Annotated in this window: 23 protein-coding genes; 16 read left to right on the forward strand and 7 right to left on the reverse strand. The window is 67.3% G+C overall.

The genetic code is table 11. The annotated features are described in order from the left end of the window. Positions 1-54: 54 nt before the first annotated feature. On the reverse strand, positions 55-1,434 hold the full coding sequence (locus ACPTTC_RS19935; protein WP_423393601.1) for an MFS transporter: 1,380 nt from the start codon (positions 1,432-1,434) through the stop codon (positions 55-57). A gap of 248 nt (positions 1,435-1,682) precedes the next feature. Between ACPTTC_RS19935 and ACPTTC_RS19940 the strand changes: the two genes are divergently transcribed. Both ACPTTC_RS19940 and ACPTTC_RS19945 read left to right on the forward strand, forming a co-directional pair. Beyond that, positions 1,683-3,260, forward strand: a complete 1,578-nt coding sequence (locus tag ACPTTC_RS19940; protein ID WP_423393602.1) for an aldehyde dehydrogenase (NADP(+)) — start codon at positions 1,683-1,685, stop codon at positions 3,258-3,260. A 245-nt stretch (positions 3,261-3,505) separates the two neighbouring features. Next, the gene (locus ACPTTC_RS19945) at positions 3,506-4,057 is read left to right on the forward strand and encodes a hypothetical protein (RefSeq protein WP_175965011.1); all 552 of its coding nucleotides are present in this window, start codon (positions 3,506-3,508) and stop codon (positions 4,055-4,057) included. A 181-nt stretch (positions 4,058-4,238) separates the two neighbouring features. Here ACPTTC_RS19945 and kdgD read toward each other — a convergent pair whose 3' ends face one another. Further along, positions 4,239-5,153: a 5-dehydro-4-deoxyglucarate dehydratase gene (gene kdgD / locus ACPTTC_RS19950; protein ID WP_175952518.1), complete on the reverse strand. Its 915-nt coding sequence runs from the start codon at positions 5,151-5,153 to the stop codon at positions 4,239-4,241. A gap of 229 nt (positions 5,154-5,382) precedes the next feature. Between kdgD and garD the strand changes: the two genes are divergently transcribed. The 4 genes from garD to ACPTTC_RS19970 all read left to right on the forward strand — a co-directional run bounded on the left by garD (position 5,383) and on the right by ACPTTC_RS19970 (position 8,720). Beyond that, a complete protein-coding gene (gene garD, locus ACPTTC_RS19955; protein ID WP_423393603.1) occupies positions 5,383-6,936 on the forward strand; it encodes a galactarate dehydratase in 1,554 nt (517 codons plus the stop codon). 227 nt (positions 6,937-7,163) lie between these two features. Further along, positions 7,164-7,556, forward strand: coding sequence for a nuclear transport factor 2 family protein (locus ACPTTC_RS19960; RefSeq protein WP_226197486.1), 393 nt, complete (start codon positions 7,164-7,166; stop codon positions 7,554-7,556). A 78-nt stretch (positions 7,557-7,634) separates the two neighbouring features. Continuing rightward, positions 7,635-8,090, forward strand: a complete 456-nt coding sequence (locus ACPTTC_RS19965; RefSeq protein ID WP_423393604.1) for an RbsD/FucU family protein — start codon at positions 7,635-7,637, stop codon at positions 8,088-8,090. Positions 8,091-8,282: 192 nt separating this feature from the next. Next, the gene (locus ACPTTC_RS19970) at positions 8,283-8,720 is read left to right on the forward strand and encodes a DoxX family protein (RefSeq protein ID WP_006491342.1); all 438 of its coding nucleotides are present in this window, start codon (positions 8,283-8,285) and stop codon (positions 8,718-8,720) included. A 105-nt stretch (positions 8,721-8,825) separates the two neighbouring features. On the opposite strand, the gene ACPTTC_RS19975 is transcribed toward ACPTTC_RS19970, so the two are convergent. Together ACPTTC_RS19975 and ACPTTC_RS19980 are read right to left on the reverse strand one after the other, a co-directional pair. Then, entirely contained in the window at positions 8,826-10,136 is a 1,311-nt protein-coding gene (locus ACPTTC_RS19975; protein WP_060224768.1) for an MFS transporter, read from the reverse strand. A gap of 316 nt (positions 10,137-10,452) precedes the next feature. Next, on the reverse strand, positions 10,453-11,589 hold the full coding sequence (locus ACPTTC_RS19980; protein ID WP_423393605.1) for a branched-chain amino acid ABC transporter substrate-binding protein: 1,137 nt from the start codon (positions 11,587-11,589) through the stop codon (positions 10,453-10,455). Between the two features lie 668 nt (positions 11,590-12,257). Here ACPTTC_RS19980 and ACPTTC_RS19985 point away from each other — a divergent pair. Beyond that, positions 12,258-13,052, forward strand: coding sequence for an AraC family transcriptional regulator (locus ACPTTC_RS19985; protein WP_175952512.1), 795 nt, complete (start codon positions 12,258-12,260; stop codon positions 13,050-13,052). Between the two features lie 78 nt (positions 13,053-13,130). On the opposite strand, the gene ACPTTC_RS19990 is transcribed toward ACPTTC_RS19985, so the two are convergent. Next, positions 13,131-13,394 carry a hypothetical protein gene (locus tag ACPTTC_RS19990; RefSeq protein ID WP_174933418.1) on the reverse strand — a complete coding sequence of 88 codons (264 nt, stop codon included), beginning with the start codon at positions 13,392-13,394 and terminating at the stop codon, positions 13,131-13,133. Positions 13,395-13,658: 264 nt separating this feature from the next. Further along, positions 13,659-15,551 carry a bifunctional sugar phosphate isomerase/epimerase/4-hydroxyphenylpyruvate dioxygenase family protein gene (locus ACPTTC_RS19995; protein ID WP_423393606.1) on the reverse strand — a complete coding sequence of 631 codons (1,893 nt, stop codon included), beginning with the start codon at positions 15,549-15,551 and terminating at the stop codon, positions 13,659-13,661. Positions 15,552-15,809: 258 nt separating this feature from the next. On the opposite strand from ACPTTC_RS19995, the gene aroQ reads away from it, so the two are divergent. From aroQ to ACPTTC_RS20010, 3 genes are read left to right on the forward strand one after another with little or no spacing between them, the layout of a single operon-like run. Further along, complete coding sequence (gene aroQ, locus ACPTTC_RS20000) at positions 15,810-16,265, forward strand: type II 3-dehydroquinate dehydratase (protein ID WP_175965002.1); 456 nt, start codon at positions 15,810-15,812, stop codon at positions 16,263-16,265. Next, positions 16,262-17,116, forward strand: a complete 855-nt coding sequence (locus tag ACPTTC_RS20005) for a shikimate dehydrogenase (protein ID WP_423393607.1) — start codon at positions 16,262-16,264, stop codon at positions 17,114-17,116. The genes aroQ and ACPTTC_RS20005 overlap by 4 nt, the downstream gene beginning before the upstream one ends. Positions 17,117-17,147: 31 nt before the next feature. Then, positions 17,148-18,491, forward strand: a complete 1,344-nt coding sequence (locus ACPTTC_RS20010) for an MFS transporter (RefSeq protein ID WP_226197492.1) — start codon at positions 17,148-17,150, stop codon at positions 18,489-18,491. Positions 18,492-18,597: 106 nt separating this feature from the next. Here ACPTTC_RS20010 and ACPTTC_RS20015 read toward each other — a convergent pair whose 3' ends face one another. Continuing rightward, positions 18,598-19,707 (reverse strand): 2-aminoethylphosphonate--pyruvate transaminase, encoded by a 1,110-nt coding sequence (locus tag ACPTTC_RS20015; RefSeq protein WP_423393608.1) that lies wholly within the window; start codon positions 19,705-19,707, stop codon positions 18,598-18,600. 260 nt (positions 19,708-19,967) lie between these two features. On the opposite strand from ACPTTC_RS20015, the gene phnS reads away from it, so the two are divergent. The 6 genes from phnS to phnY are packed head-to-tail and all read left to right on the forward strand — an operon-like array spanning position 19,968 to position 26,697. Beyond that, positions 19,968-21,056 carry a 2-aminoethylphosphonate ABC transporter substrate-binding protein gene (phnS, locus tag ACPTTC_RS20020; protein WP_423393609.1) on the forward strand — a complete coding sequence of 363 codons (1,089 nt, stop codon included), beginning with the start codon at positions 19,968-19,970 and terminating at the stop codon, positions 21,054-21,056. Between the two features lie 34 nt (positions 21,057-21,090). Then, complete coding sequence (phnT, locus tag ACPTTC_RS20025; protein WP_423393610.1) at positions 21,091-22,194, forward strand: 2-aminoethylphosphonate ABC transport system ATP-binding subunit PhnT; 1,104 nt, start codon at positions 21,091-21,093, stop codon at positions 22,192-22,194. Continuing rightward, positions 22,172-23,092 carry a 2-aminoethylphosphonate ABC transporter permease subunit gene (gene phnU / locus ACPTTC_RS20030; protein WP_423393611.1) on the forward strand — a complete coding sequence of 307 codons (921 nt, stop codon included), beginning with the start codon at positions 22,172-22,174 and terminating at the stop codon, positions 23,090-23,092. Before phnT ends, phnU begins: the two co-directional genes overlap by 23 nt. Further along, entirely contained in the window at positions 23,082-23,942 is an 861-nt protein-coding gene (phnV, locus tag ACPTTC_RS20035) for a 2-aminoethylphosphonate ABC transport system, membrane component PhnV (protein WP_423393612.1), read from the forward strand. Before phnU ends, phnV begins: the two co-directional genes overlap by 11 nt. Further along, positions 23,939-25,246, forward strand: coding sequence for a phosphonoacetate hydrolase (phnA, locus tag ACPTTC_RS20040; protein ID WP_423393613.1), 1,308 nt, complete (start codon positions 23,939-23,941; stop codon positions 25,244-25,246). The genes phnV and phnA overlap by 4 nt, the downstream gene beginning before the upstream one ends. After that, positions 25,243-26,697, forward strand: a complete 1,455-nt coding sequence (phnY, locus tag ACPTTC_RS20045) for a phosphonoacetaldehyde dehydrogenase (protein WP_423393614.1) — start codon at positions 25,243-25,245, stop codon at positions 26,695-26,697. The genes phnA and phnY overlap by 4 nt, the downstream gene beginning before the upstream one ends. Positions 26,698-26,699: the final 2 nt, after the last annotated feature.

Genomic DNA, 26,699 nt, shown 5'->3' on the forward strand with positions numbered 1-26,699 from the left:
AACAGCGGCGGCCGTTTTCACGCGGCCGCCGCTGTTTTGTATCGAAGCCGAACGTCAGGCGTCGCGATGATGCAGTTCGACGCGCCTGATGTCCTTCACGATCACGAGATAGCTGAACACGGTGACGAGCGCGTTCAGCCCGACGAACACGAGCGCGCCGTTGAACGAGCCGCTCGCGCCGACGAGGTAGCCGATCGCGATCGGCGCGACGATGCCGGCCGTGTTGCCGAACATGTTGAACAGGCTGCCCGACAGGCCGATCGCTTCCTTCGGCGCGGTATCCGCGACGACGGCCCAGCCGAGCGAGCCGATCCCCTTGCCGAAGAACGACACGGCCATCAGCACGATCACCAGCACTTCGCTGTCGACGTAGTTGCAGCCGATGATGACCATCGACAGCGCCATCCCGCCGACGATCGGGATCTTGCGCGCGAGCGTGAGCGACACGCCGCGGCGGATCAGCCCGTCCGACAACATCCCGCCGAGCACGCCGCCGAGGAATCCGCAGATCGCGGGCAGCGACGTCATGAAGCCGGCCTTCAGCAACGACATCCCGCGCGCCTGCACGAGGTAGATCGGAAACCACGTGAGGAAGAAATACGTCAGCACGTTCACGCAGTACTGGCCGAGGTACACGCCGATCAGCATCCGGTTCGACAGCAGCTGGCGCACGTAGTACCAGCCGGCGACGCGGCTGCCCTCGGCGCGCGCGCCGCTGCTGCTGCGCGCGGCGGTGCGCACCAGGCCGCCGCCTTGCTCGATGTGCTCGAGTTCCGCGCGGTTCACGCCCGGGTGGTCGGCAGGATCCTTCACGACCCGCAGCCACAGGAACGCGAGCGCGATGCCCGCGAGGCCGAGCCACAGATACACCTGGTGCCAGCCGTACGCATGCGTGAGCCACGCCATCAGCGGCGAGAACACGACCGCCGCGAAATACTGCGCCGAGTTGAACACCGCCGACGCCGTGCCGCGCTCGGCGGTCGGGAACCAGCTCGCGACGACCTTCGCGTTCGCCGGAAACGCGGGCGCTTCGGCGATGCCGACCGCGAAGCGCATCGCGAACAGCGCGGCGACCGCGAACGCGGCGCTGCCGCCGAGGCCGATCGTGCTCTGCAGCAGCGTGAACGCCGACCACAGGAAGATGCTGGCCGCATACACGCGCCGCGCGCCGAAGCGGTCGAGCAGCCAGCCGCTCGGCAGTTGCGCGAGCACGTACGCCCAGCTGAACGCCGAGAAAATGTAGCCCATCGTCACCGGATCGATGCCGAACGCCTTGCGGATCGGCGTGCCGGTGATCGACAGCGTCGCGCGGTCCGCATAGTTGAGCGTCGTGACGACGAACAGCATCGCCAGGATCCAGTAGCGCACGGCGGTCCGGCGCGCGGTGCGCGCGAGGTCGAGCGGAAGGTCGCGAGGGGAGGTCTGATTGGTCACTTTAAACGTACGTCGTCGTATGACATAGCCGAAAGTTTATTGTTAATGCGCGGATTGAGAAACTTCGGGTTTTCCCCTTTGCGGATCGCGTCACAGTGTGGGAATGTCGTGATTTTCTGGCCGGGAAAGGTGGTCGAATGTATCGTCGACGCCTTCGCAGGCGGCGAGAATGATGCGATGTTGTCCGCAGACATCGTATCTGTTGAGCTACAATGAGCCATCTATTCCCGAACCACGGAGCACACCCCATGCAACTGACTGGAGAGATGCTGATCGGCGCCGACGCGGTGGCCGGCTCGGCCGGTACCTTGCACGCATTCGACCCGACGAAGGGCGCGCCGATCGACGCGCCGACGTTCGGCGTCGCGACGCAGGCCGACGTCGAGCGCGCATGCGAACTCGCGCGCGATGCGTTCGACACGTACCGCGCGCAGCCGCTCGCGGCCCGCGCGGCGTTTCTCGAAGCGATCGCCGATGAAATCGTCGCGCTCGGCGATGCGCTGATCGAGCGCGCGCACGCCGAAACGGGCCTGCCCGTCGCACGGTTGCAGGGCGAGCGCGGCCGCACCGTCGGCCAGCTCCGGCTGTTCGCGCGTGTCGTGCGCGACGGGCGTTTCCTCGCCGCGTCGATCGATCCCGCGCAGCCGGCGCGCACGCCGCTGCCGCGTTCGGACCTGCGGCTGCAGAAAGTCGGGCTCGGGCCCGTCGCCGTGTTCGGTGCGAGCAATTTTCCGCTCGCGTTCTCGGTGGCCGGCGGCGATACGGCGTCGGCGCTCGCGGCCGGCTGCCCGGTGATCGTGAAGGCGCACGAGGCGCACCTCGGCACGTCCGAGCTGGTCGGCCGCGCGATTCGCGCAGCCGTCGCGAAAACCGGGATGCCGGCGGGCGTGTTCTCGCTGCTGGTCGGCCCCGGCCGCGTGACCGGCGCGGCGCTCGTCAGCCATCCGGCGGTCCAGGCGGTCGGTTTCACGGGGTCGCGGCAGGGCGGCATGGCGCTCGTGCAACTCGCGAACGCCCGCCCGCAGCCGATTCCCGTCTACGCGGAAATGAGCAGCATCAACCCCGTCGTGCTGTTCCCGGCGGCGCTCGCCGCGCGCGGCGACGCGATCGCGACGGGCTTCGTCGATTCGCTGACGCTCGGCGTCGGCCAGTTCTGTACCAACCCGGGCCTCGTGCTCGCGATCGACGGCCCCGATCTCGACCGCTTCGAAACGGTCGCCGCGCAGGCGCTCGCGAAGAAGCCGGCCGGCGTGATGCTCACGCCCGGCATTGCCGATGCGTATCGCAACGGCCGCGGCAAGCTGGCCGAACTGCCGGGCGTGCGCGAGATCGGCGCGGGCGAGGCGGCGCAGACCGACTGCCAGGCCGGCGGCGCGCTGTACGAAGTCGGCGCACCGGCGTTCCTGGCAGAGCCGGCGTTCAGCCACGAGGTGTTCGGTCCGTCGTCGCTGATCGTGCGTTGCCGCGATCTCGACGAAGTCGCGCGCGTGCTCGAAGCGCTCGAAGGCCAGCTGACGGCCACGCTGCAGATGGACGCCGACGACAAGCCGCTCGCGCGCCGGCTGCTGCCGATCCTCGAACGCAACGCGGGCCGCCTGCTGGTCAACGGCTACCCGACGGGTGTCGAGGTATGCGACGCGATGGTGCACGGCGGGCCGTTCCCGGCCACGTCGAACCCGGCCGTTACGTCGGTGGGCGCGACGGCGATCGAGCGGTTCCTGCGGCCCGTGTGCTACCAGGATTTCCCGGACGATCTGCTGCCGGAAGGGTTGCAGGAGCGCAATCCGCTCGCGATTCCGCGGCTGCGGGACGGGAAGGCGGAGTGATGGCGCGCCTCGACTGAGGGGCGATCCACTGCGACCGGTGAGCCTGGGTGCTTGCCGGTCGCGACAAACGAAAAGGCGGAAGTGGCCGGTGGGCCGCTTCCGCCTTTTTTCATGGCAAGCGTTCGTGCCGCCGATCTTGCCGTCTTCCGCGTCGCCGGAATTTCTCCTACAGTAGCGAAGCTCCGGACCGCGCGGTCCGCGGGCGAGCCTGAGAGACCGACAAAAGACAACGAGGGAACCCTCCGATGAACATCAACAAGCGTGGCGATCACCTGTTCGCGGCCGGATTGTGGAAAGCGATCGGCGATGTCGCGAAATCCGTGCGCACCCAGATCGGCCAGTACAGCGAAGGGCGCGTGCTCGCGAATGCGCTGCTGGAATTCCAGCGTGACCTGGGCGGCAGTGAATTCGACGTGACGATCAACCAGGGGCGGCTCGTCACGGGCGCCGACGCGCATTCGCTCGTGTTCGGGCAGGCCGTCCGACGTTTCCGGCAAGATATGGAAGCGCTGGTGTTCGCGCTCCAATACCGGCGCAGCATCGACGAACGCGACCAAGGCCTGCGCGCCGAAGCGCTGACGCAGGCGAACAGCCAGCTCGCGACCGCGAAGCAGTCGGCGACGATCACGGTCGGCCGGTTCTTCGATGCGGTCGTCGACCGCGACGTGCTCGGGCAGATTCTCGACGGCGAATCGAAGGCGCGTGCGCGTACGGGCGCGCAGGACCAGATCGAGGCGACGCGGGTCAAGCTGGGGAACGTGCGCTACCGGATCGTCGGGATCATCGCGCAGATGTGACGGGGAGGGCCGGCCCGCGAAGCGGGCGGCGTCGGGCGGAGCGTCCCGACGGAGGCGGCACGCTTCGGAGTGGATGCGTGCGCAGTTGCCGATACAAGCGGTGCGACAGGGTCAACCCGGCGCGCGCCGCACAAGCAGCCGGCCGCGGCACCGATGAAGGCGCCGCGCCGGCCATGCTCGCTTACTGCGGGCCCATCTTCTTGATCAGCACGTCGAGCTGCGCGACTTCTTCATCGGTGAGGTCGACGAGCGGCGCACGCACGGGGCCCGCGTCGTGGCCGACGAGCTTCGCGCCCGCCTTCACGATGCTGACCGCATAGCCCGCGCGGCGATTGCGGATCTTCAGGTACGGCAGGAAGAACTCGTCGATCAGGCGGCCGACCGTTGCGTGGTCGTCCTTCGCGATCGCTTCGTAGAATGCCATCGCCGTCTTCGGGATGAAGTTGAACACGGCCGACGAATACACCGGCACGCCGAGCGCCTTGTATGCGGCGGCATAGACTTCGGCCGTCGGCAGGCCGCCGAGGTACGCGAAGCGGTCGCCGAGGCGGCGGCGGATCGTCACCATGCTTTCGATTTCGCCCACGCCGTCCTTGAAGCCGATCAGGTTCGGGCAACGGTCGGCGAGGCGCTCGAGCATGTCGGCGTTCAGTTTCGAATTCGCGCGGTTGTACACCACGACGCCGATCTTCAGCGCGCGGCACACTTGCTCGACGTGGTCGGCGATCCCTTCCTGGCTGGCTTCGGTCAGGTAATGCGGCATCAGCAGCACGCCGCTTGCGCCGAGGCGCTCGGCCTCCTGCGCATATTCGATCGCGACGCGCGTCGCGCCGCCCGCGCCGGCGAGGATCGGCACCTTGCCCTTGCAGGTTTCCGTCGCGACACGGATCACGTCCGAATACTCGCGCTGCGTGAGCGAGAAGAATTCACCGGTGCCGCCGGCCGCGAACAGTGCGCTCGCACCGTACGGCGCGAGCCATTCCAGCCGCTCGGCATAGGTGGACGGGCGGAAGCTGCCGTCGACGTCGAAATCCGTCAGCGGAAACGACAGCAGGCCGTGGGAGATGATCTGTTTGAGTTCTTGCGGTGAGGTCATGGTTGGGTCGTCCGTCTAGCGCGAGTGCTGGGTTCGTCGGGAACGGCATACGGGCCACATTGGCGATGTCGTTGTATGTCATCGTACAACATGCAAAGAGGTGACGCAAGCGGTTTGCTGGCAAGTAAGTAGTAGGGTCTTTCCGGATAAGGGTTTACGCAGCATCGCCGATCAGCGTTGAATGTCGTATGATGACTAACAATATGGCCGATAGTCCCCAGGAATTCCGATGACTGCTTCCCCGCTCTACATCCGCGTGCATCCGGACGACAACGTCGCGATCGTCGTCAACGACGGCGGCTTGCCCGAGGGCGCGACCTTCGCCGACGGGCTGACGCTGCGCGAAGGCGTGCCGCAGGGGCACAAGGTTGCGCTGGTCGACCTCGCGGCCGGCGACCCGATCGTCCGCTACAACGTGGTGATCGGCTACGCGCTGGTCGAGCTGCGACGCGGCAGCTGGGTCAACGAACGCACGATGCGCATGCCCGAGCCGCCGAGCCTCGACGACCTGCCGCTCGCGACACGCGCCGCACCGCCGCTGCCGCCGCTCGAAGGCTATACGTTCGAGGGCTTTCGCAATGCCGACGGCTCGGTCGGCACGCGCAACATCCTCGCGATCACGACGACCGTGCAGTGCGTGTCGGGCGTGGTCGAGCACGCGGTGAAGCGGATCAAGGCCGAGCTGCTGCCGCGCTACCCGAACGTCGACGACGTGGTCGGGCTCGAGCACACGTACGGCTGCGGCGTGGCGATCGACGCGCCCGACGCCGACATCCCGATCCGCACGCTGCGCAACATCAGCCTGAATCCGAATTTCGGCGGCGAGGTGATGACCGTGAGCCTCGGCTGCGAGAAGTTGCAGCCCGAGCGGCTGCTGCCGCCCGGCACGATTCCGGTCGCGGCCGACGGCGCGGCGGGCAACGGCGGCGTGGTGTGCCTGCAGGACGCCGCGCACGTCGGCTTCAACTCGATGATCGACTCGATCATGAAGATGGCCGAATCGCATCTCGAGCGGCTCGACCGCCGCCGCCGCGAGACGTGCCCTGCGTCGGATCTCGTCGTGGGCGTGCAGTGCGGCGGCAGCGATGCGTTCTCGGGGCTCACCGCGAACCCGGCCGTCGGCTTCGCGGCCGACCTGCTGGTGCGCGCGGGCGCGACCATCATGTTCTCCGAGGTGACGGAAGTGCGCGATGGTGTCGCGCAGCTTACGTCGCGCGCGGCGAACGAGGACGTTGCGCGCGAGATCATCCGCGAGATGGACTGGTACGACCGCTACCTGCAGCGCGGTCGCGTCGACCGCAGCGCGAACACGACGCCCGGCAACAAGAAGGGCGGCCTGTCGAACATCGTCGAGAAGGCGATGGGCTCGATCGTGAAGTCGGGCAGCGCGCCGATCTCCGGCGTCGTGCGTCCCGGCGATCGCGCGAAGCAGAAGGGGCTGCTGTACGCGGCGACGCCCGCGAGCGACTTCATCTGCGGCACGCTGCAGCTCGCGGCCGGGATGAACCTGCACATTTTCACGACTGGCCGCGGCACGCCGTACGGCCTCGCGCAGGTGCCGGTGATCAAGGTCGCGACGCGCAGCGACCTCGCGCGCCGCTGGCACGACCTGATGGACCTCGACGCGGGGCAGATCGCGACCGGCGCGGCCACGATCGAGGAGACCGGCTGGGAACTGTTCCGGCTGATGCTCGAGGTCGCGAGCGGCAAGCGCCGCACGTGGGCCGAGCAATGGAAGCTCGCGAATGCGCTGACGCTGTTCAATCCGGCGCCGGTGACCTGACGCGCGCGGCCGTTGCCGCCGGACGAAGCGGGCGCCCTCGGGCGCCCGTTTTCATTTCGATGTGGCGGCAACGGCGATCGAGCGCAACGCGCCGCGCCTCATGTGTCGAATTCCTTACCTCGTACGTAATCGACCGCCCGCGCGAGGCCGGCGACGATGACGGCACGCGAACACGGAACACGCCACGTTCGCGACATCGTCCTCTCATCGACACAAGGAGCTTCGCCATGAACACCGCCCAATCCGCTTCGTCCGTTCACGCCGACCTGATCGACCGCTACATCGACGCCTGGAACGAACCCGACGTCGCGCGCCGCCGCGCGCTGATCGATGCGACCTACGCGAGCGATGCAGCCTATCGCGATCCGCTGATGTCCGGTGACGGCCACGCCGGCATCGACGCGATGATCGAGGCCGTACAGGCGCGCTTCCCCGCGTTCCGCTTCCGCCGCACGACCGACGTCGACGGGTTCGGCCAGCACCTGCGGTTCTCGTGGGCGCTCGTGTCGCCCGACGGCGCGGCGATCGTGAAGGGCTCGGACTTCGGCACCGTCGACGCGTCGGGCCGCCTCGCGTCGGTCACCGGTTTCATCGACGAAATGCCGGCCGCGGCGTCGTGACGCGAGCGACGCATGCGCGGCGGCCGCCGGGATCGGGTAACGTTACGCATTCGTTCCTGATCCCGGAGACAAGCCGACATGCTGAAGAATCTCGACCCGCTGCTGCACGCCGACATCCTGCACACGCTGCGCGCGATGGGCCACGGTGACGAAATCGCGATCTGCGACGCGAATTTCCCGGCGGAATCCGTCGCGGAGCACACGGTGGTCGGCCGCGCGTTGCGGATCGACGGCGCCGATTCGGCGCGCGTCGTGCGCGCGGTGCTGTCCGTGCTGCCGCTCGACACGTTCGTCGACACGCCCGCGTGGCGGATGGAAGTCGTCGGCGATGCGGCGGCCGTGCCGCCCGTGCAGCGCGAGGTGCAGGCCGAGATCGACCGCGCGGAAGAGCGCGCGGTGCCGCTGACGGGCGTCGACCGGTTCGCGTTCTACGAGCGCGCGCAGCAGGCCTACGCGGTGATCGTCACCGGCGAGCTGCGCGGCTACGGCTGCTTCATCTTCAAGAAGGGCGTGTTGTTGAGCGACGCGGGCTAAACGCGTTTTTCAGCGCGCCGGGCTGCCGGTGCCGCCGCGGCAGTGTAAAGATTTGCTACAACCTTTTTCTTGGACACCGCGGAAAGACCCTCTATGCTGGCCCATTTGCCGCAGGCCCAGCAGGGCCGCGCGCCCCTGAGCTTTACGGGCGCGATCCGTGCGGCCGGCCGAATTGCATACGAGGAGAGAGGCATGACGCGTACCGTCGATTCCGGCGTCATTTTTTTCGCGCGCCTGGCGCTGGCGGCGTTGTTCTTGTGGGGCGGCATCATGAAGCTGCTCGGCTACAGCGACTTCGTCGCGTATCTGCACGGGATGAACGTGCCCTATCAACAGGTCGTCGCGCCGATCGTCGTCGCGATCGAAGGGCTGGGCGGCCTGCTGCTGATCGTCGGCTACAAGGTACGGCCGCTCGCGTTGCTGATGGCGGTCTACACGATCGCGACCGCGATGGTCGGGCACAATTTCTGGGACGCGACGAACGCCGCCGTCCAGCACGACATGGTGATTCACTTCTGGAAAAACGTCGCGATCGCCGGCGGTTTCCTGCTGCTGTTTGTCACCGGCGCCGGCGGCGCGAGCATCGACGCGCTGCGCCGGCCGAGTTCGTCGTACGGCGTGCTGCGCTGAATTGAGCCGATCCGCGCGGTTGCGCTGAAAGCAGGCAAAAGGGCCGAACCCGCACGCGGCGGGTCCGGCCCTTCGTTCATCCGGCCGGCGCGTGCGCGCCGACGTTCAGCGTGCGTCCTTCACGTCCTTCGCATCCTTCGAGAACTGCACGGCGATCGCGCCGAGCACGCAGATCGCCGCGACATACACGACCGGCGCGAGCGGATTCGACTTCATCATCAGCGACACGATCACCGGCGTGAGGCCGCCGAAGATCGCATACGCGACGTTGTACGAGAACGAGATGCCCGAGAAGCGCACGACGGCCGGGAAGCTCTTGACCATCACGAACGGCACCGCGCCGATCGTGCCGACCATGAAGCCCGCGATCCCGTAGTAGAGCGGCAGCGTCGACGCGTCGGCCGCGACCTGCGCGAACAGCAGGTAGTAGCACGCGGCCAGCCCGATGCCCCCGATACCGAGCACGCGCTTCGCGCCGATCCAGCCTGCGAGCGAACCCGCGGTGATGCAGCCGGCCGTCAGGCACAGCGTCGCGACGCTGTTCGCGAACAGCGTGGTCGCGGGCGTCAGGTGGAACTGCTTCTGCAGCAGCGCGGGCGTCATCAGGATCACGACGACGATCGCGGCCGACAGCATCCACGTGAGCAGCATCGACACGATCACCGCGCGGCCATGGTCGCGCAGCACGGCTTTCAGCGGAATCTCGGCCGCGAGTGCCTTCTTCGCCTTCATCTCGGCGAACACCGGCGTCTCATGCAGCCAGCGGCGCAGGTACACGGAGAACAGGCCGAACACGCCGCCGAGCAGGAACGGGATGCGCCACGCGAACGCGCCGACTTCGGCGGTCGAGTAGCGGCTGTTGATGCCGGCGGCGACGAGCGAGCCGAGCAGGATGCCGGCGGTCAGCCCCGCGGTCAGCGTGCCGCATGCGTAGCCGATGTGACGCGACGGCACGTGCTCGGACACGAACACCCACGCGCCCGGCACTTCGCCGCCCACTGCCGCGCCCTGCAGCACGCGGAACAGCAGCAGCAACACCGGCGCGAGGATGCCGATCGTGTCGTAGGTCGGCAGCAGGCCCATCAGCAGCGTCGGCACGGACATCATCAGCACGCTCAGCGTGAACATCCGCTTGCGGCCGAACAGGTCGCCGAAGTGCGCCATGATCACGCCGCCGAGCGGGCGCGCGAGATAGCCGGCCGCGAAGATGCCGAACGTCTGCAACTGGCGCAGCCAGTCGGGAATGTCGTGCGGGAAGAACAGTTGCCCAATCGCCGGCGCGAAGAACACGAAGATGATGAAGTCGTAGAACTCGAGGGCGCCGCCGAGTGCGGCAAGGCCAAGGGTCTTGTAATCGCTGCGCGTGAGCGCGCGTTCAGCGGCGCGAGGCACGCCGCTCAATTCGGAAGCTTGCATGGTCAGGACGATCGGTTTTCGAATGTTGTTGTCGGTGCTGCGTCTCCAGGGCCCGCTATCGGCATGGACTGACAAGGCGCGGCTGGCATCGTCGAAGCGTGCCGCGTGCCGGGTGAGGCACGAAACACGCACCGCCGCACCGGGATGGGGCGCGGCGCAGACGAAGCGTCAAAGCGGGTGGGGGGATTCTACAGGAGCGCGAAATGCACGCGCGCGGGTGCGCGCCGAGGAACGCTTCGGACCGCGAAGCCGAAGCGCGCGCGGCGCGGGCGACCGGTGAGCCGCTGACGCGCCGCGCGGGGCAGGGTTTCGCGTATCAGTTGCCGGCGATCGTATCGACCGGCTTGAACGCACCGCGCTCGACCTTGTAGATCGTCACCGGCGCATCCTTCAGGTCGCCCTTCGTGTCGTACGCGATGCTGGGGGCCGACACGCCCTTGACCGACACCTTGCCGAGATACGGCGTGTACACCTTCGGATCGGTCGAGTTCGCGTCCTTCATCGCGGTGAGCAGCGCGATCGTGCCGTCATACGAGTACGGCGAGTAGGTGATCACGTCTTCGTTGAAGCGCGCCTTGTAGCGTGCCGCGTAGCCGGCAAAGCCGGGCATCTTTTCCTTCGGCAGCCCGCCCATGTAGACGATCGCGCCTTCGGCCGCGTCGCCGCCGACCTTCAGGAACGTCGGCGAACGTGACATCTCGCCCGTCACGAACGCCGACTTCATCCCGAGCTGGCGCATCTTGCGGATCATCGGCGACGATTGTGCGTCGCCGCCGCCGTAGAAGATCGCGTCCGGGTTCATCCCCTTGAGGTTGGTCAGGATTGCGGAGAAATCGAGCGCCTTGTCGTTCGTGAAGTCGCGCTTGATGATCGTGCCGCCTGCCGCTTCGACGGCCTTCGCGAATTCGTCGGCGATGCCCTGGCCATAGGCCGTGCGGTCGTCGATGATCGCGATGCGCTTGAAGTGCAGCGTCTTCACCGCATACGTGCCGACGATGCGGCCCGCCTGCGCGTCGCTCGTCAGCAGCCGGTAGGTCGTCTTGTAGCCGCGTGCGGTGTATTGCGGCGACGTCGCCATCGAGATCTGCGGCAGCCCCGCGCGATCGTACAGGTCGGACGCGGGAATGCTCGTACCCGAGTTGAAGTGCCCGATGATCCCGCGGACGTTGTCGTCGATCAGCCGCTGCGCGACGGTCGTGCCCGTGCGCGGGTCGGCCTGGTCGTCCTGCGAGTCGAGCTGGAACGTGACGGGCTTGCCGCCGATCGTCGGATGCGTCGCGTTGAAATCGGCGATCGCGAGCTGCACGCCCTTCTGCATGTCCGTGCCGTAGTTCGACTGCGGGCCGGTCAGCGGTGCGGCGAAACCGATCTTGACGACGTCGGCGGCAATGGCGTGCGCGCCCGACAGTGCGCAGGCAGCGGCCAGCGCGACGTACGATACCTTCAGCTTCACTTTCACTTCCCCTTGATGGCGTGGTTGGGCCGCCGCCGGCTGGCGGGCCGGCGCCGGTAAACCGGGCGAGACGGTTCGGTCGGCAGGCCGATGCGAGGGCCGTTGCGTGCTTGCCGCGTGCTGCCCGGGCTGTGCCGGAATCGGCGCACATGACGGCCGATGCCGCAGGCCATGCATGCCGATTGCTGCCGCGGCGTGAGGTCGTCTCGTGACCGTGAAGCGAAGTCTAGATAGCGAAAATGCGTGCGTCTTGCGCGTTCGATGCGCAGCCGGCGACGATATCGGCATATCGTCGATAACCCTGATATATGCCGAAATCGTCATGCCGAATGCGCAAACGCGCCAAGACGCTGCACGTCCACATTTTTATGCTGCCGAGTTCGGGCGTGCGGTGCGGTATGCGCGTGCGCCGGTACGCGCGCGGCATGTCGGCACCGGCGCACGCATGGTTGCCACGTTGACGCAAGCGGATTCTCGGCCGGCCGCCGCATACTCGGCACAGTGGTTGCGCATGCAACGAACATCGCATGTCGCGTGACGATGCCGGCCGGTCGGCGGCGCGATGCGACGGCTGCCGCCAACTTGCCCGCCTTTGCGATCGGCGCGACACGATCGAAGGGGCGCTCCTATAATCGACGCCATCTGCCACTCGCTTCGCGGTTGCCGGGATGACGACCTTGCTTGCCGTACCGCCCATGAGCCTGTCCGAAACGTTGCGCTACCAGCCCGACAACGCCGATTTCGGCGCGATGCTCGTGCACTTCCGCCTGCTCGAACCGGTGTTCGATGCGCTGCCGGACGTCGCGTTCTTCGTGAAGGATGCGAGCGGCCGCTATGCGATCGTGAATCGCACGCTGGCGATGCGCTGCGGCTACAAGGACAAGCGCGACCTGCTCGGCAAGACGGCCGACGAAGTGTTTCCGCGCCGCTTCGGCCGCAGCTATTTCGAGCAGGACATGGCGACGATCAACGCCGGCCAGCAATTGATGGATCAGCTCGAGCTGCACCTGTATCCGGGGCGCCAGCCGGGCTGGTGCCTGACCTGCAAGGAGCCGCTGCGCGACGCCGCGGGCAGGGTGGTCGGCCTCGCGGGCATCTCGCGCGACCTGAAGGCCCACGAGGGATCGCACCCGGCGTACAGCCGGCTCGCCGACGTGGTCCAGCACATCCAGGATCACTACGTGCAACCGCTGAACCTGAAGCACCTCGCGCAGATGGCCGGGATGTCGGTCGCGCAGCTCGAGCGCTATTTCCATAAGGTGTTCCACCTGACGCCGCGTCAGGTGCTGCTGAAGGCACGGCTCGACGCGGCCACCGCGCTGCTCGTCACGCACGACAAGGTGACCGACGTCGCCGCGCTATGCGGCTACACGGATCACAGCGCCTTCACGCGTCAGTTCAAGGCGACGGTCGGCGTGACGCCGACGGAATACCGGTTGATGCTGCAGGAGCGGGCAGGGTGATGCGACACGCCGAAAGGGCCGGCGAGTCGCTGGGATCGGGGTGATGCGGGAAAACGGGAAAGGGGGGAGAACGGCGGCTCAGCGGTAGCCGAGCCCTTTCAGGACGGCGGTGCCGTCTTCGGTCAGCCGGAAGCTGGGTGCCGTATCGGCGTCGAGCTTGACCATCTCGACGAGACCGGCTTCCTGCAGCGCCGGCAGTTCGGGTTTGGCGTTCGCGCCGATCGGTGCGTGCAGCAGCACGAGCAGCGTCGCGATTTCATGATGGCTGAGCAGGCGGCGCAGCATCGTCTTCTTTGCAGGGGGCGCGGCCTGGCGGCCCGCGGGTGCTTCTACGGCGCTCATCGCTTTCCTCCTTTTCGAGATAACCATCGGGTACTGGTTGCGGATGGTGCCGTCGAAGACTTAAGCGATTCTTAAAACCATGGCGGGCGACGGGATGCTGCGCTGCGGTACGGGTTACCGGATGTAACGCCACAGGGAAGGCGGTTTCCGGCAGGATCGCGGCCCGCCGCGCGGGCGGGTGCGCGATCCCGCGATTCACCACGATGGTGCGCGCGGGATGCGGCCCTTTGAAGCAGCCTCAAAATCCTTGTCAGCTTCCTTCCCTTATTTCCTGCGCTGTGCCTGGGCGGCGAGCCGCACGGCCGCGTTCGCCGCGCCGTAGCCGTCGTATCTGCCGCGCCGCTCGACGATCTCGAGCGAGAAGCGGTTGTCGACCAGTTCCGTGTACGCGTGCAGGAATTCGCCGCCGTGCTCGTCGCGGTCGTACAGCAGGTGGTGCGCGCTCAGCGTGTCGATCAGCTCGTCCGGCAGTGCGTAGCGCGCGGCGAGATCGTCGTAGTAGTTCGGCGGAATGCGCAGGAACGGCACGCCGTCGGCCGCGAACGCGGCGATCGTCTTCACGATGTCGTCCGTGCGGAACGCGACGTGGTTCAGCCCCGTGCCGTGGTAGCGGTCGAGCGATTCGGCAACCGCCGTGTGCCGGTCGACCGACGCGTTCAGCGCGATCCGCACCGAACCGTCGGCGCTGCGCACCGCGCGGCTGCGCACCAGCCCGTACGGATCGGGCACGAGCCAGCTGCGCTCGGCCTCGAAGCCGAATGCCGTCTTGAAGAACAGGATCCACGTATCGAGCGCGTCGGCCGGCAACGCGAGGCACACGTGGTCGATACCGGTCAGCGGGCCGACTTCGCTCGGGCCGTCGATGTCGGTCAGCACGAAGTCCGATTCGTATAGCGTCGGCGCGTTCGGCGCTTCGTCGACGAAGTACTCGAGGCTGCCGTCCGGCGCCTGCACGCTCGGCAGCACGCGCTCGTTCGGCCCGACACGGCCGGAGAACGGCGCATAGCCGAAGCCGGCCGCGCGTTCGAACGCCACTTTCGCATCGTCGACGCGAAATGCCGATGCGCACAGTGACAACCCGTGCTGCTGGAAGAACGCATCGGCGAACGAGTCGCGCTCGGCGTTCAGCACGATCGACGCGGCGCCGTGCTGGAACAGCGTCACGTCCTTCGAGCGATGGCGGCCCGCGAGCCGGAAGCGCATCCGGCCGAGCCATTCGCCGACGGTCGCCGCCGCCTGCGCGTCGACCGCGAATTCGATGAACTGGAACCCGACGTGCGCGGGCGGCGCCGGCGGCGCGAACAGCGGCTGGCTGGCGGCCGGCGCGCGGCCGTCCCGAGCGAGCCGTTCGCGCGTCAGCTCTTCCAGATAGAGCAGCGAACGATGGCCGTCGGCGGCCGTGATCGCGGTCGGCGCCGCGCGGAAGCCGTCGTTGAAGATCTCGAGCGACAGCGGCCCCGTATAGCCCGACTCGATCACGCGCGCGGTGAAGCGGGCGAGGTCGAAGTCGCCCTGGCCCGGGAACGAGCGGTAATGGCGGCTCCATTCGAGCACGTCCATCGCGAGCTTCGGTGCATCGGCGATCTGCACGAACGCGATCCGGTCGCCGGGGATGTCGGCGATCGCGTCCGGCGAATCGTCGAGCGACAGCGTATGGAAGCTGTCGAGCGCAAGGCCGAGGTGCGGGTTGTTCACGGCATTCACGAGTTTCCACGCATGGCCGTACCGCTTCACGACGCGGCCCCACGCGAGCGCTTCGTACGCGGCGACCACGCCGGCCTGCCGCGCGGCTTCGGCGAGCGCGCCGAGTTGGTCGACGAGCAGCCCGTCGTCCGCGATCGTGTCGGCCGACACGTTGCTGCACACCAGGATGCGGTCGGTGCCGAGCGCATGCATCACGTCGAACTTGCGCTTGATCCGGTCGAGGTTGCGGGCGAGCTGGGCCGCGCTCACGCCCTCGAAGTCGCGAAACGGCTGGAACAGCACGATGTCGAGGCCGAGATCGGCGGCCATGCGCCGGACGTCGGCCGGCGATCCATCGAAGTAGACGAGGTCGTTTTCGAAGATTTCGACGCCGTCGAAGCCCGCGGCCTGGATGGCGGCGAGTTTCTCGGCGAGCGTGCCGGACAGTGACACGGTGGCAATTGAGCGCTGCATGGGCGAATCCTGCGGATGAGCGGGGCATGGCGCCGGTCGAACCGGCCCTGAGTGAACCAGTCGTTGAATTCCCGGCGAACGCCATATCCCGAATTTACTAGGCTAGTGATACGTATTGTACAAACTAACTAGTTGGTACAAATTAGCGAAAACCCGAAAAGACAGCCCGGATTCGCGGGCGCACACTAGCGCCAAATTCCGATGGTTTTCGGGGCGGTGCCGGTCGCGGTCTGCCCCTGTTTAAGGAGCAGAATCACCATGAGCAAGCACAAGGTGCTGGTGCTGAACGGCCCGAACCTGAATCTGCTGGGCACGCGCGAGCCCCATATCTACGGCGCGGAAACGCTCGCCGATCTCGAGCAGCGCTGCCGCACGGCGGGAGAGGCGCTCGGGCTGGAAATCGACTTCCGCCAGTCGAACGCCGAGCACCAGCTGATCGACTGGCTGCATGCCGCGCGTCACGACACGCACGGCATCGTGATCAACCCGGCTGCCTATACGCATACGTCGGTGGCGCTGGCCGATGCGCTTTCCGCGATCGCGAAGCCGGTGATCGAAGTGCACATCTCGAACGTGCATCGCCGCGAGGCGTTCCGTCACCATTCCTACGTGTCGGCGATTGCCGAAGCCGTGATCTGCGGCTGTGGCACCGAAGGCTACGTATTCGCGCTGCAGCGTTTTGCGACGCTGTTCGCGCAGGGGGCCGCACGATGAGCCGCCCGTCGTTTCTGATCGGCCTGATCGGCCAGGGCATCGGCGGCTCGCTGTCGCCCGCGATGCACGAGGAAGAAGGATTTCGCCAGGGGTTCGGCTATGTCTACCGGCGCATCGATCTCGACGCGCTCGGCGTGACCGTCGACGCACTGCCGCAATTGCTCGATGCCGCGCAGCGGATGGGCTACAACGGCCTGAACATCACGCACCCGTGCAAGCAGCGCGTGATCGAGCACCTCGACGCGCTGTCGGACGATGCGCGTGCGCTCGGCGCGGTGAATACCGTGCTGTTCAAGGACGGCAAGCGGATCGGTCACAACACCGACTGGTCGGGCTTCGCGAAATCGTTCCGCCGCGGGCTGCCCGGCGCGTCGCTCGAACGCGTCGTCCAGCTCGGCGCGGGCGGTGCGGGCGCGGCCGTGGCGCATGCGGCGTTGCAGATGGGCGCGGCCGCACTGACGATTTTCGACGTCGACGGCGCGCGCGCCGTCGCGCTCGCGGCCGAACTGCAGCAGCGCTTCCCCGCGGCACGGGTCGCGCCAGGCGGTGATCTCGCGGACGCGATGCGCGCCGCGACGGGCCTGATCCACGCGACGCCGACCGGCATGGCCAAGCATCCGGGCCTGCCGCTGCCGGCCGAGCTGCTGCACGCGGGCATGTGGGTGGCCGACATCGTGTATTTCCCGCTCGAAACCGAACTGATCCACGCCGCGCGCGCGGCCGGCTGCGCCACGCTGCCGGGCGGCGGGATGGCCGTCTACCAGGCGGTCGACGCGTTCGAGATCTTCACCGGACGCACGCCTGACGCCGAGCGGATGTTCGATCACTTTCAGTCGCTCGTCGCGCGCTGACCCCCCAAGAAAGAGAGACAAGGAGACGACCATGCAGCACACCACCCATACGAGCGCCGCGCCGGCGCAGGCGGCCGGCACCGTCCGGCGCACCTCGGCGCGCTACAAGATTCTCGCGCTGCTCGCGATCGGCACGATGATCAACTATCTCGACCGTACCGTGCTGGGGGTGGCTGCGCCGCAGCTCACCAAGGAGCTCGGCATCAACGCGGCCGTGATGGGCATCATGTTCTCCGCGTTCTCGTGGACGTACGTCGCGATGCAGGTGCCCGGCGGCCTGTTCCTCGACCGCTTCGGCAGCAAGATCACCTACTACTGGTCGATGACGCTGTGGTCGCTTTGCACGTTCCTGCAAGGTTTCGTGCCCGGCGTCGCGACGCTGCTCGCGTGCCGTCTCGGCCTCGGCGTCACGGAGGCGCCGTGCTTCCCGACCAACAGCCGCGTCGTCGCGACGTGGTTCCCGCAGAGCGAGCGCGCGATGGCGACGGGTACCTACACCGTCGGCGAGTACATCGGCCTCGCGTTCTTCAGCCCGGTGCTGTTCGCGCTGATGGGGGCGTTCGGCTGGCGCTCGCTGTTCTGGGTCGTCGGTGCGGTCGGGATCGTGTTCGGTCTGGTCTGGTGGAAGTTCTATCACGAGCCGCGCAACCATCCGGGCGCGAATTCGGCGGAGCTGGCCTATATCGAGGCGGGCGGTGGCCTGGTGCACGGCGTGCGCAAGGACGGTGACAAAGGCGTCAAGGGCGAGCGCAAGGCATTCAGCTGGTCGATGGCCGGAAAGCTGCTGAAGAAGCGCCAGCTCGCGGGTATCTGCCTCGGCCAGTTCGCCGGCAACTCGACACTCGTGTTTTTCCTGACCTGGTTCCCGACCTACCTCGCCACCGAGCGCCACATGGGCTGGCTGAAGATCGGTTTCTTCGCGGTGATGCCGTTCATCGCCGCATCGGTCGGCGTGATGTTCGGCGGGATCTTCTCCGACTGGCTGCTGCGTCGCGGCAAGTCCGCGAACCTCGCGCGCAAGCTGCCGATCATCGCGGGCCTGTTGCTTGCATCGACGATCATTCTCGCGAACTACGTGCAGAGCAACGAGGCCGTGATCGCGATCATGTCGGTCGCGTTCTTCGCGCAGGGGATGGCCGCACTCGGCTGGACGCTCGTGTCCGACATCGCGCCGGACGGCCTGCTCGGCGTCACGGGCGGCATCTTCAACTTCGCGGCGAACCTTGCCGGGATCATCACGCCGCTCGTGGTCGGCTTCATCGTCGCGTCGACCGGTTCGTTCGTCGGCGCGCTCGTGTTCATCGGCGTGATCGCGCTGATCGGTGCGGCGTCTTACATCTTCGTCGTCGGCGACATCAAGCGAATCGAGCTGTAAGCCCCGACTCCACGCACATCCGGTGCGTTAGCCCGGCAGCCGCAAGGCTGCCGGGCTTTTTTGCTTGCGCGCGCCGGCGGGTGGGCCGGCTGGCGTAGTACAGCGCTTATGCGCGCTGCACCGCGATGCCGAGCGATTCGACCGCCCGCGCGATCGCGGCGACCGCACGGCGGATATCGTTCGAGTCGATCGCGCCGATGCAGCCGACGCGGAACGTCTCGAGCTGCGTGAGCTTGCCCGGATACAGGATGAAGCCCGCGTCGCGCACCGCGTCGTAGAAGCGGCGGAAATCGTAGGCCGGGTGGTCGGGCGCGTGGAACGTGACGATCACCGGCGCCTGCACGCTCGCGTCGAGGAACGGCGTGAAGCCGAGCGCGTGCATCGATTCGACCAGCGTCCGGCAGTTGTCCGCATAGCGCGCGCCGCGTGCCGGCTGGCCGCCTTCGGCGAGATACTGGTCGAGCGCGGCGCGCAGCGCGGCGATCACGTGCGTCGGCGGTGTGAAGCGCCACTGGCCCGTCTTGCTCAGGTACGCGTACTGATCGTGGAGATCGAGCGCGAGCGACGGGGAATTGCCTTCGCTCGCGTCGAGCGCATCGCGCCGCACGATCGCGAACCCCATCCCCGGCACGCCTTCGAGGCATTTGCCGCTCGCCGAGATCAACGCATCGATGCCGCTGCCCGCCAGCCTGATCGGCAGCGCGCCGAACGAGCTCATTGCGTCGACGATCAGCCGCTTGCCGTGGCGCCGGCACACGGCGGCGATGTCGTCGAGCGGGTTCAGGATGCCGGCGCTCGTCTCCAGGTGCACCTGCGCGACGTGCGTGATGCGCGGCTCGCGCGCGAATGCGGCTTCGATCGCGGCCGGATCGACGGCGGCGTCCTCGCCGAACGGCAACGCGATCGCTTCGATCCCGAGCCGGCCGAGAATCTTCAGGATGCGCGCGCAGTACGCGCCGTTGTCGGGCACCAGCACGACGCCGTCGCGCGGCACCAGCGTGCCGAGCGCGGCTTCGACCGAGAACGTGCCGCTACCTTGCATCGGGACGCACACGTACTCGGCGCCGCCGTGCGCGATCGCGACGAGGTCCGCGCAGACGCTGGCCGTCAGCTGATTGAAAGCGGCATCCCACGAGCCCCAGTCGTGTTGCATTGCGTGGCGGGTTGTGGCGGACGTGGTGAGCGGGCCGGGCGTGAGAAGAATCGGATCGGACATGGTTTTCCCTTGCAAAGGACGGAAGAAACGCCGGGCGGCATTTCTTCATGGACTTGCATGATATTGGCAAAATGTGTCATTTTTTGGAAATTGTGGCATTCGTCACGGCTTTGTCATCGAACGCTGTGATCCTTCGCTTGCCGTGCGAAACCTAACCTCAGCACGGCGGCGAGGCAGGCCGTCGATCGGCCCTGCCCGGAGATAACAGGAGAGCCGGATCGTGCCCCGGCCATTTGGTGTTCCGCCTACGGAGAAGTGAGATGACACAGCAGAAACCCTCGCGCGCCGCTGCCGGCGCGTTCCGCAAGCTGGCGCTGGCCGCCAGCGTCGCCGGTCTGATGGGCGCCGCGCTGCCCGCGCACGCGGCGAGCGCGGTCGTGCTGTATACGGCAGACGGTCTCGAGAACCTCTATCGCGATGTGCTGCCGGCCTTCGAGAAGAAGGAAGGCGTCAAGGTCAACATCGTGACGGCGGGCAGCGGCGAAGTCGTCAACCGCGCGAACATCGAGAAGAATTCCCCGAAGGCCGACGTGATCGTCACGCTGCCGCCGTTCATTCAGCAAGCTGGCCAGATGGGCCTGCTGCAGCCGTACCAGAGCGTGAACTACAAGAACGTGCCGGCCATCGCGAAGGCTGAAGACGGTACGTGGGCGACGTTCGTGAACAACTACTTCTCGTTCGCGATCAACCCGGACGTCGTGAAGAACCAGCCGAAGACGTTCGCCGACCTGTTGTCGCCGGCCTACGCCGGCAAGGTCGCGTACTCGAACCCGGCCACGGCCGGCGACGGGATGGCCGTGCTGATCCTGACGACGTCGCTGATGGGCGAAGACAAGGCGTTCGACTACCTCGGGAAGCTGTCGCAGAGCGTGAAGTTCCACACGAAGGGCACGGGCTATCTGAACGTGCTGCTGTCGCGTAACGAAATCAGCGTCGCGAACGGCGACCTGCAGATGGACCTCGACGATGCCGAGCACGGCGCGCTGTCCGTCAAGCCGATCTTCCTGGCCGCAAAGGAAGGCGACCAGCCGACCACGTTCCAGCTCCCGTACGGCATCGGCCTGATCAAGAGCGGCCCGAACCAGGACGCCGGCAAGAAGCTGATCGACTACCTGATGTCGACGGAAGTGCAGTCGAAGGTGCCGGACATGTATGGCATCCCGGGCCGCACGGACGTGCCGCTGGCCGGCAAGAACGGCGAAGCGGTCAAGAAGGCGATCTCGGGCGTGAAGCTGATCCCGGTCGACTGGACCCAGGTGATGGCGAAGAAGCCGGTGTGGATCGAGCGCTGGAAGAAGGATGTGATCGGCAGCTCGGGCAAGCAGCTCGACGTCGTCAAGCCGAAGTGATCGGCGCGCGCCGCCTGTATTTGTGAGCAAGAGGATGAACCCGGTGGAAACCGCCCTGACCCATCCCGGCGCATTCGGCGCCGCCGAACCGCGAGCGACGCTGCGGTCCGGCGCGCCGGGCGGCGTGCAGATCGAACACCTGAGTGTGCGCTACGGCGCACGCACGGTGCTGGAAGATCTGTCGCTGTCGATCGGTGCCGGTGAATTTCTGACCGTGCTCGGCAAGAGCGGCTGCGGCAAGACCACGCTGCTGCGCTTCATCGCCGGGTTCGTGAAGGCCGACGGCCTGACCGGCACGCTGACCGTTGCCGGACGCGACCTGACCTATGCGCCGCCGCACAAGCGCAATCTCGGTCTGCTGTTCCAGAATTACGCGCTGTTTCCGCACCTGACGGTGTTCGAGAACGTGGCATTCGGGCTGCGCGCACGCGGCATGGCGTCGCCGGAAGTGACGCGCCGCGTCGCCGATGCGCTGAAGCTCGTGCAACTCGGCGATGCGGGCCATCACCTGCCCGCACAATTGTCGGGCGGGATGCAGCAGCGCGTCGCGCTGGCGCGCGCGCTCGTGATCGAACCGGACGTGCTGCTGCTCGACGAGCCGCTGTCGGCGCTCGACGCCAACCTGCGCGCGTCGGTGCGCAGCGAATTGAAGGCGCTGCACGAGCGCCTGCCGAACCTGACCGTCGTCTGCGTGACGCACGACCGCGACGACGCGCTCGTGCTGTCCGATCGCGCGCTGCTGATGCGCGATGGCCACATCGCGCAGCTCGGCACGCCGCAGCAACTTTACGACGCGCCGCAGGACGGCTACGTCGCACGCTATCTCGGCCCGGCAAACCTGCTGCCGCCGCACGTGATCTTTCCGCTCGGCGATCCGCGTCACGAAGTGCGCGGCAAGGTCGCGTGCGTGCGCCCCGAGCGCCTGACCGTGATGCCGCTCGCCGCGGGCGGCCTGCACGGCACGGTGTCGTCCGTCGAATGGCAGGGCGCGGACCTGTCGATCGCGGTCGTGATCGACGCGGCGCCCGACGAACCCGTGCGCGTGACGATGCAACGCGGCCGCGGTGCGGCTCCCGAGCGCGGTGCGCGCGTTTCCCTGCATTGCGAGGCAGACGATGTCGTCCTTATCGAGCCCTGAAGGCGGCCTGCCGCCGCACGTGCTCGCGTCGGCCGCCGCGCACGCCGCCGTCGCGCGGCGCCGCAAGCGCATGGGCGACCTGCACCTGGCCGCGCTCGCGATCGTCCTGTTGGGCCCGCTCGTCGTCTATCCGCTGGTGCGGCTCGTGCTGCTGAGCGTGTCGGGCGACCACGGGCTGAGTTTCGCCGCCTACCGTACCTTCTTCGGCAATCCCGACACGCGCAACGTGCTGCTGACGACGCTCGGCGTGCTGTTCGCGAGCGCCGGCACCGCGTCGGTGCTCGGTGTGCTGCTGGCTGCGCTGCTGTTCTTCAAGCCGTTTCCGGGCGCGTCGCTCGTCACGCGTTTCCTTGAACTGTACGTCGCGTTCCCATCGTTCCTCGTCGCGTTCACGTTGATCTTCCTGTATGGCTCGCAAGGCTCGATCAGCATCGCGCTGCAGCACCTGTTCCATCTCGAGAATCCGCCGCTCGATTTCCTGTTCGGCATCGGCGGCGTGATCCTCGCGCAGACCGTGTTCTATACACCGTTCGTCGTGCGGCCGACGCTCGCGTCGTTCGCGACGCTCGACCTGCGGCTGGTCGAGGCCGCGCGCAGCCTCGGTGCGTCCGGCTGGATGCTTGCACGTCGCGTCGTGCTGCCGATCGCGTGGCCGGGCATCGCCGCGGGCACCGTGCTGTGCTTCCTGCTGACGCTGAACGAATTCGGGATTCTGCTCGTGCTCGGCAGCGCGCGGCTCGTGACGCTGCCGGTTGCGATCTACAGCAGCGCGACCGTCGACCTCGACCTCCCGACCGCGTCGGCCGGCGCGGTCGTGATGCTCGCGCTGTCGCTGGCGCTGTATGCGGTTTATCGCCGGGTGAACCGGCGTGCGACGGGAGGGAACGATGTCCGCTGAATTTCGTATCGGGCAAGCCGTGCCGCGCCACCAGATCGGCTGGGGTGACACGGTGCTCAAGCATGCGTCGCGCGCGGCGCTCGCGCTGGCCGCGTTCGCGTGCTTCTGGCTGTTCGTGTTGCCCGTCATCGTCGTCGCGCTGTCGAGCGTGTCGACGCAGTGGTCGGGCACGATTCTGCCGGCTGGCTACAGCCTGCGCTGGTTCGAGCGGCTCGGGTCGCCGGAATACGACGCGCTGCTGACGAGCCTCGAAATCGGCTTCAGCGTGTCTGCGGTTGGCACGATCCTCGGGCTGTGGCTCGCGCTGGCGCTCGAAGGGCGCGATCGGCGCGGCCTCGGCGCGGTGGTCGACGCGCTCGTGATGGTGCCGAACGGCGTGCCGAGCGTCGTGCTCGGGCTCGCGGTGCTGATTGCGTATCACCAGAAGCCGGTCGACCTGTCGAGTTCGGCAGCGATCGTCGTGCTCGTGCAGCTCGCGCTGATTTTGCCGTTCTGCTATCGCTGCGCGGCTGCCGCGCTGCGTCCGGAGCTGACCGTGCTGCGCGAAGCGGCGGCGAGCCTTGGTGCGCCGCCCGCGATGGTGCTGCGCCGCGTGCTGCTGCCGCAGCTCGTGCCGGCGCTGCGCGCGAGCCTCGCACTTGGCTTCGCGCTGTCGCTCGGCGAGCTCGGCGCGACGCTGACGGTGTATCCGCCCGGCTTCGCCACTGTGCCGATCGTCGTGATCGGCCAAGTGGAGCGTGGATATTACCTTCCGGCATCGGCGCTGTCGCTGCTGATGCTCGGCGCGTCGCTCGCGGCGTTGCTGCTGATCGCTGCGCGCGTGCCGCGCGGCAAGCGGGTGGCAGCATGAACGCCGCGTTCGCATTGCGCCAACCCGGTGAAGCGTCGGCAACCGGCGCATCGACGGGTCTCGCAGGGCGCGCCGTCGACGTCAACGGCCGGCACTACCGGCTGCCGGTCGAGCCGACCGTCGTCGTCTGCGTCGACGGCTGCGAGTACGACTATCTCGAACGGGCCGTGGAAGCGGGCGTCGCGCCGTTCATCGGCCGGATGATCACCGAAGGCACGGCGTGGCGCGCCGATTGTGTCGTGCCGACCTTCACCAACCCGAACAACCTGTCGATCGTCTGCGGCGTGCCGCCGTCGGTCCACGGGATCTGCGGCAACTACTTCTGGGATCCGGCCGCCGACGGCGGGCGCGGCGCCGAAGTCATGATGAACGACCCGGCCTACTTGCGGGCCGGCACGCTGCTTGCCGCGGCGTCCGACGCCGGTGCGCGGGTCGCCGTCGTGACGGCGAAGGACAAGCTGCGCCGGTTGCTCGGCTGGCAGCTGAACGGCATCTGCTTTTCGGCCGAGAAGGCCGCGCAGGCGAATCTCGCGGAAAACGGGATCGTCGACGTGCTCGACTGGGTCGGCCTGCCGTCGCCGGACGTCTACAGCGCGGCATTGTCCGAATTCGTGTTCGCAGCCGGCGTGCGGCTTGCGCAGACGCGCCAGGTTGACCTGATGTACCTGTCGACCACCGATTACGTGCAGCACAAGTGCGAGCCGGGCAGTGTCGGTGCGAATGCGTTCTACGCGATGATGGACGGCTACCTCGCGCAGCTCGACGCGCTCGGCTGGGCGATCGGGCTGACCGCCGATCATGGGATGAACGCGAAGCACGATCCCGCGACGGGCCGGCCGAACGTCATCTACCTTCAGGACGCATTCGACGCCTGGTACGGTGCGCAGGCTGCGCGCGTGATCCTGCCGATCACGGATCCGTACGTCGTGCATCACGGCGCGCTCGGCTCGTTTGCAACCCTCTACCTGGCACCGGGCGTCGACCGGGCCGAGGCGATGTGGCGGGTCGGCGGCCTCGACGGCGTCGAGCTCGTGCTCGACAACGCGGAAGCCGCCGCCCGTTTCGAGCTGCCGGCCGACCGGATCGGCGATCTCGTCGTGATTGGCCGCCGCGACATGACGCTCGGCACGCGCGAGCGCGAACACGACCTGTCGGGCCTCACGGTGCCGCTACGTTCGCATGGCGGCGTGTCGGAGCAGGAAGTACCGCTGCTGTTCAACCGGCGTATCGTGCCTGCCGATCCTGCGCGTCGCCCGCGCAACTTCGACGTGTTCGATTTCGTGCTGAACCGGGTCGCGACATGATGGCTCATCCCCGACACGATCACCCGGCGTTTCGTGCAGAGGTGCTGCGCTGGTGCGGCACGCGCGCGACGCGCGAACGCACGCTCGACGTGATGGACCCCTACACGGGCACGCGCGTCGGGACGGCGCCGCTGGCGAGCGTCGACGATGTGCGCGCGGCATTCGATTACGCGATGGCGTATCGGCCGAAGCTCACGCGGTACGAGCGTTCGCAGATCCTCGAGCGTGCGGCCGCGCTGCTGCGCGAGCGCACCGAGGAAGCGTCCGACCTGATTACGCTCGAATCGGGGCTGTCGAAACAGGACTCCCGCTACGAGATCGGCCGCGTTGCCGACGTGTTGAAGTTTGCGGCGGTCGAGGCGCTGCGTGACGACGCGCAGAGTTTCTCGTGCGACCTGACGCCCCACGGCAAGGCGCGCCGCGTGTTCTCGCAGCGGCAGCCGCTCGACGGTGTGATCGTCGCGATCACGCCGTTCAATCATCCGATGAACCAGGTGGCGCACAAGATTGCGCCGGCGATCGCGACCAACAACCGCGTGATCGTGAAGCCGTCTGAGAAGGTGCCGCTGTCGGCGTTCTACCTGGCCGATCTGTTGTACGAGGCCGGACTGCCGGAGCCGATGCTGCAGGTGCTGACCGGCGATCCGCGCGAGATCGCGGACGAACTCGTCACGCACCCGCATGCGGCGTTGATCACCTTTACGGGCGGCGTGGCGATCGGCAAGGCGATTGCCGCACGGGCCGGCTACCGCCGCATCGTGCTGGAACTGGGCGGTAACGATCCGCTGATCGTCCTCGCTGATGCCGATCTCGAACGCGCGACGTCGCTGGCCGTGCTCGGCTCGTACCGGAATTCGGGCCAGCGCTGCACGGCCGTCAAGCGGATACTGGTGCATCGCTCGATCGCACCCGCGTTCACCGAATTGCTCGTCGAGAAGACGCGTGCATGGAAGTACGGCGATCCGTTCGATCCCGCGAATGAAATGGGCACGGTGATCGACGAGGAAGCGGCGCGGCTGTTCGAGGCGCGCGTGGAGGAGGCGGTCGCGCAGGGCGCGCGCCTGCTGACCGGCAACGTGCGGCGCGGCGCGCTGTATGCGCCGACCGTGCTCGACAACGTCGATCCGTCGATGACGATCGTGCGCGAGGAGACCTTCGGCCCGGTATCGCCGGTGATCACGTTCGACACGATCGACGACGCGATCCGGATCAGCAACGGGACGGCGTTCGGGCTGTCGTCGGGCGTGTGTACGGACAGCACGGCCGCGGTCGTGCGGTTCGTGAACGAGCTGAACGTCGGCACGGTGAACGTATGGGAAGTGCCCGGGTACCGGATCGAGCTGTCGCCGTTCGGCGGGATCAAGGATTCGGGGCTCGGTTACAAGGAAGGCGTTCAGGAGGCGATGAAGAGCTTCACGAACCTGAAGACGTTTTCGCTGCCTTGGGAGTGAAT

The sequence above is a fragment of the Burkholderia mycopellens genome (assembly GCF_964265025.1).
GTDB lineage: Bacteria > Pseudomonadota > Gammaproteobacteria > Burkholderiales > Burkholderiaceae > Burkholderia.

What these genes read in the sequence shown, in the direction of transcription:
- ACPTTC_RS19940 (WP_423393602.1), top strand. Translation starts at nt 1,683, where the DNA reads ATGCAACTGACTGGAGAGATGCTGATCGGCGCCGACGCGGTGGCCGGC.
- ACPTTC_RS19945 (WP_175965011.1), top strand. Translation starts at nt 3,506, where the DNA reads ATGAACATCAACAAGCGTGGCGATCACCTGTTCGCGGCCGGATTGTGG.
- kdgD (WP_175952518.1), bottom strand. Translation starts at nt 5,153, where the DNA reads ATGACCTCACCGCAAGAACTCAAACAGATCATCTCCCACGGCCTGCTG.
- garD (WP_423393603.1), top strand. Translation starts at nt 5,383, where the DNA reads ATGACTGCTTCCCCGCTCTACATCCGCGTGCATCCGGACGACAACGTC.
- ACPTTC_RS19960 (WP_226197486.1), top strand. Translation starts at nt 7,164, where the DNA reads ATGAACACCGCCCAATCCGCTTCGTCCGTTCACGCCGACCTGATCGAC.
- ACPTTC_RS19965 (WP_423393604.1), top strand. Translation starts at nt 7,635, where the DNA reads ATGCTGAAGAATCTCGACCCGCTGCTGCACGCCGACATCCTGCACACG.
- ACPTTC_RS19970 (WP_006491342.1), top strand. Translation starts at nt 8,283, where the DNA reads ATGACGCGTACCGTCGATTCCGGCGTCATTTTTTTCGCGCGCCTGGCG.
- ACPTTC_RS19975 (WP_060224768.1), bottom strand. Translation starts at nt 10,136, where the DNA reads ATGCAAGCTTCCGAATTGAGCGGCGTGCCTCGCGCCGCTGAACGCGCG.
- ACPTTC_RS19985 (WP_175952512.1), top strand. Translation starts at nt 12,258, where the DNA reads ATGACGACCTTGCTTGCCGTACCGCCCATGAGCCTGTCCGAAACGTTG.
- ACPTTC_RS19990 (WP_174933418.1), bottom strand. Translation starts at nt 13,394, where the DNA reads ATGAGCGCCGTAGAAGCACCCGCGGGCCGCCAGGCCGCGCCCCCTGCA.
- ACPTTC_RS19995 (WP_423393606.1), bottom strand. Translation starts at nt 15,551, where the DNA reads ATGCAGCGCTCAATTGCCACCGTGTCACTGTCCGGCACGCTCGCCGAG.
- aroQ (WP_175965002.1), top strand. Translation starts at nt 15,810, where the DNA reads ATGAGCAAGCACAAGGTGCTGGTGCTGAACGGCCCGAACCTGAATCTG.
- ACPTTC_RS20005 (WP_423393607.1), top strand. Translation starts at nt 16,262, where the DNA reads ATGAGCCGCCCGTCGTTTCTGATCGGCCTGATCGGCCAGGGCATCGGC.
- ACPTTC_RS20010 (WP_226197492.1), top strand. Translation starts at nt 17,148, where the DNA reads ATGCAGCACACCACCCATACGAGCGCCGCGCCGGCGCAGGCGGCCGGC.
- ACPTTC_RS20015 (WP_423393608.1), bottom strand. Translation starts at nt 19,707, where the DNA reads ATGTCCGATCCGATTCTTCTCACGCCCGGCCCGCTCACCACGTCCGCC.
- phnS (WP_423393609.1), top strand. Translation starts at nt 19,968, where the DNA reads ATGACACAGCAGAAACCCTCGCGCGCCGCTGCCGGCGCGTTCCGCAAG.
- phnT (WP_423393610.1), top strand. Translation starts at nt 21,091, where the DNA reads ATGAACCCGGTGGAAACCGCCCTGACCCATCCCGGCGCATTCGGCGCC.
- phnU (WP_423393611.1), top strand. Translation starts at nt 22,172, where the DNA reads ATGTCGTCCTTATCGAGCCCTGAAGGCGGCCTGCCGCCGCACGTGCTC.
- phnV (WP_423393612.1), top strand. Translation starts at nt 23,082, where the DNA reads ATGTCCGCTGAATTTCGTATCGGGCAAGCCGTGCCGCGCCACCAGATC.
- phnA (WP_423393613.1), top strand. Translation starts at nt 23,939, where the DNA reads ATGAACGCCGCGTTCGCATTGCGCCAACCCGGTGAAGCGTCGGCAACC.
- phnY (WP_423393614.1), top strand. Translation starts at nt 25,243, where the DNA reads ATGATGGCTCATCCCCGACACGATCACCCGGCGTTTCGTGCAGAGGTG.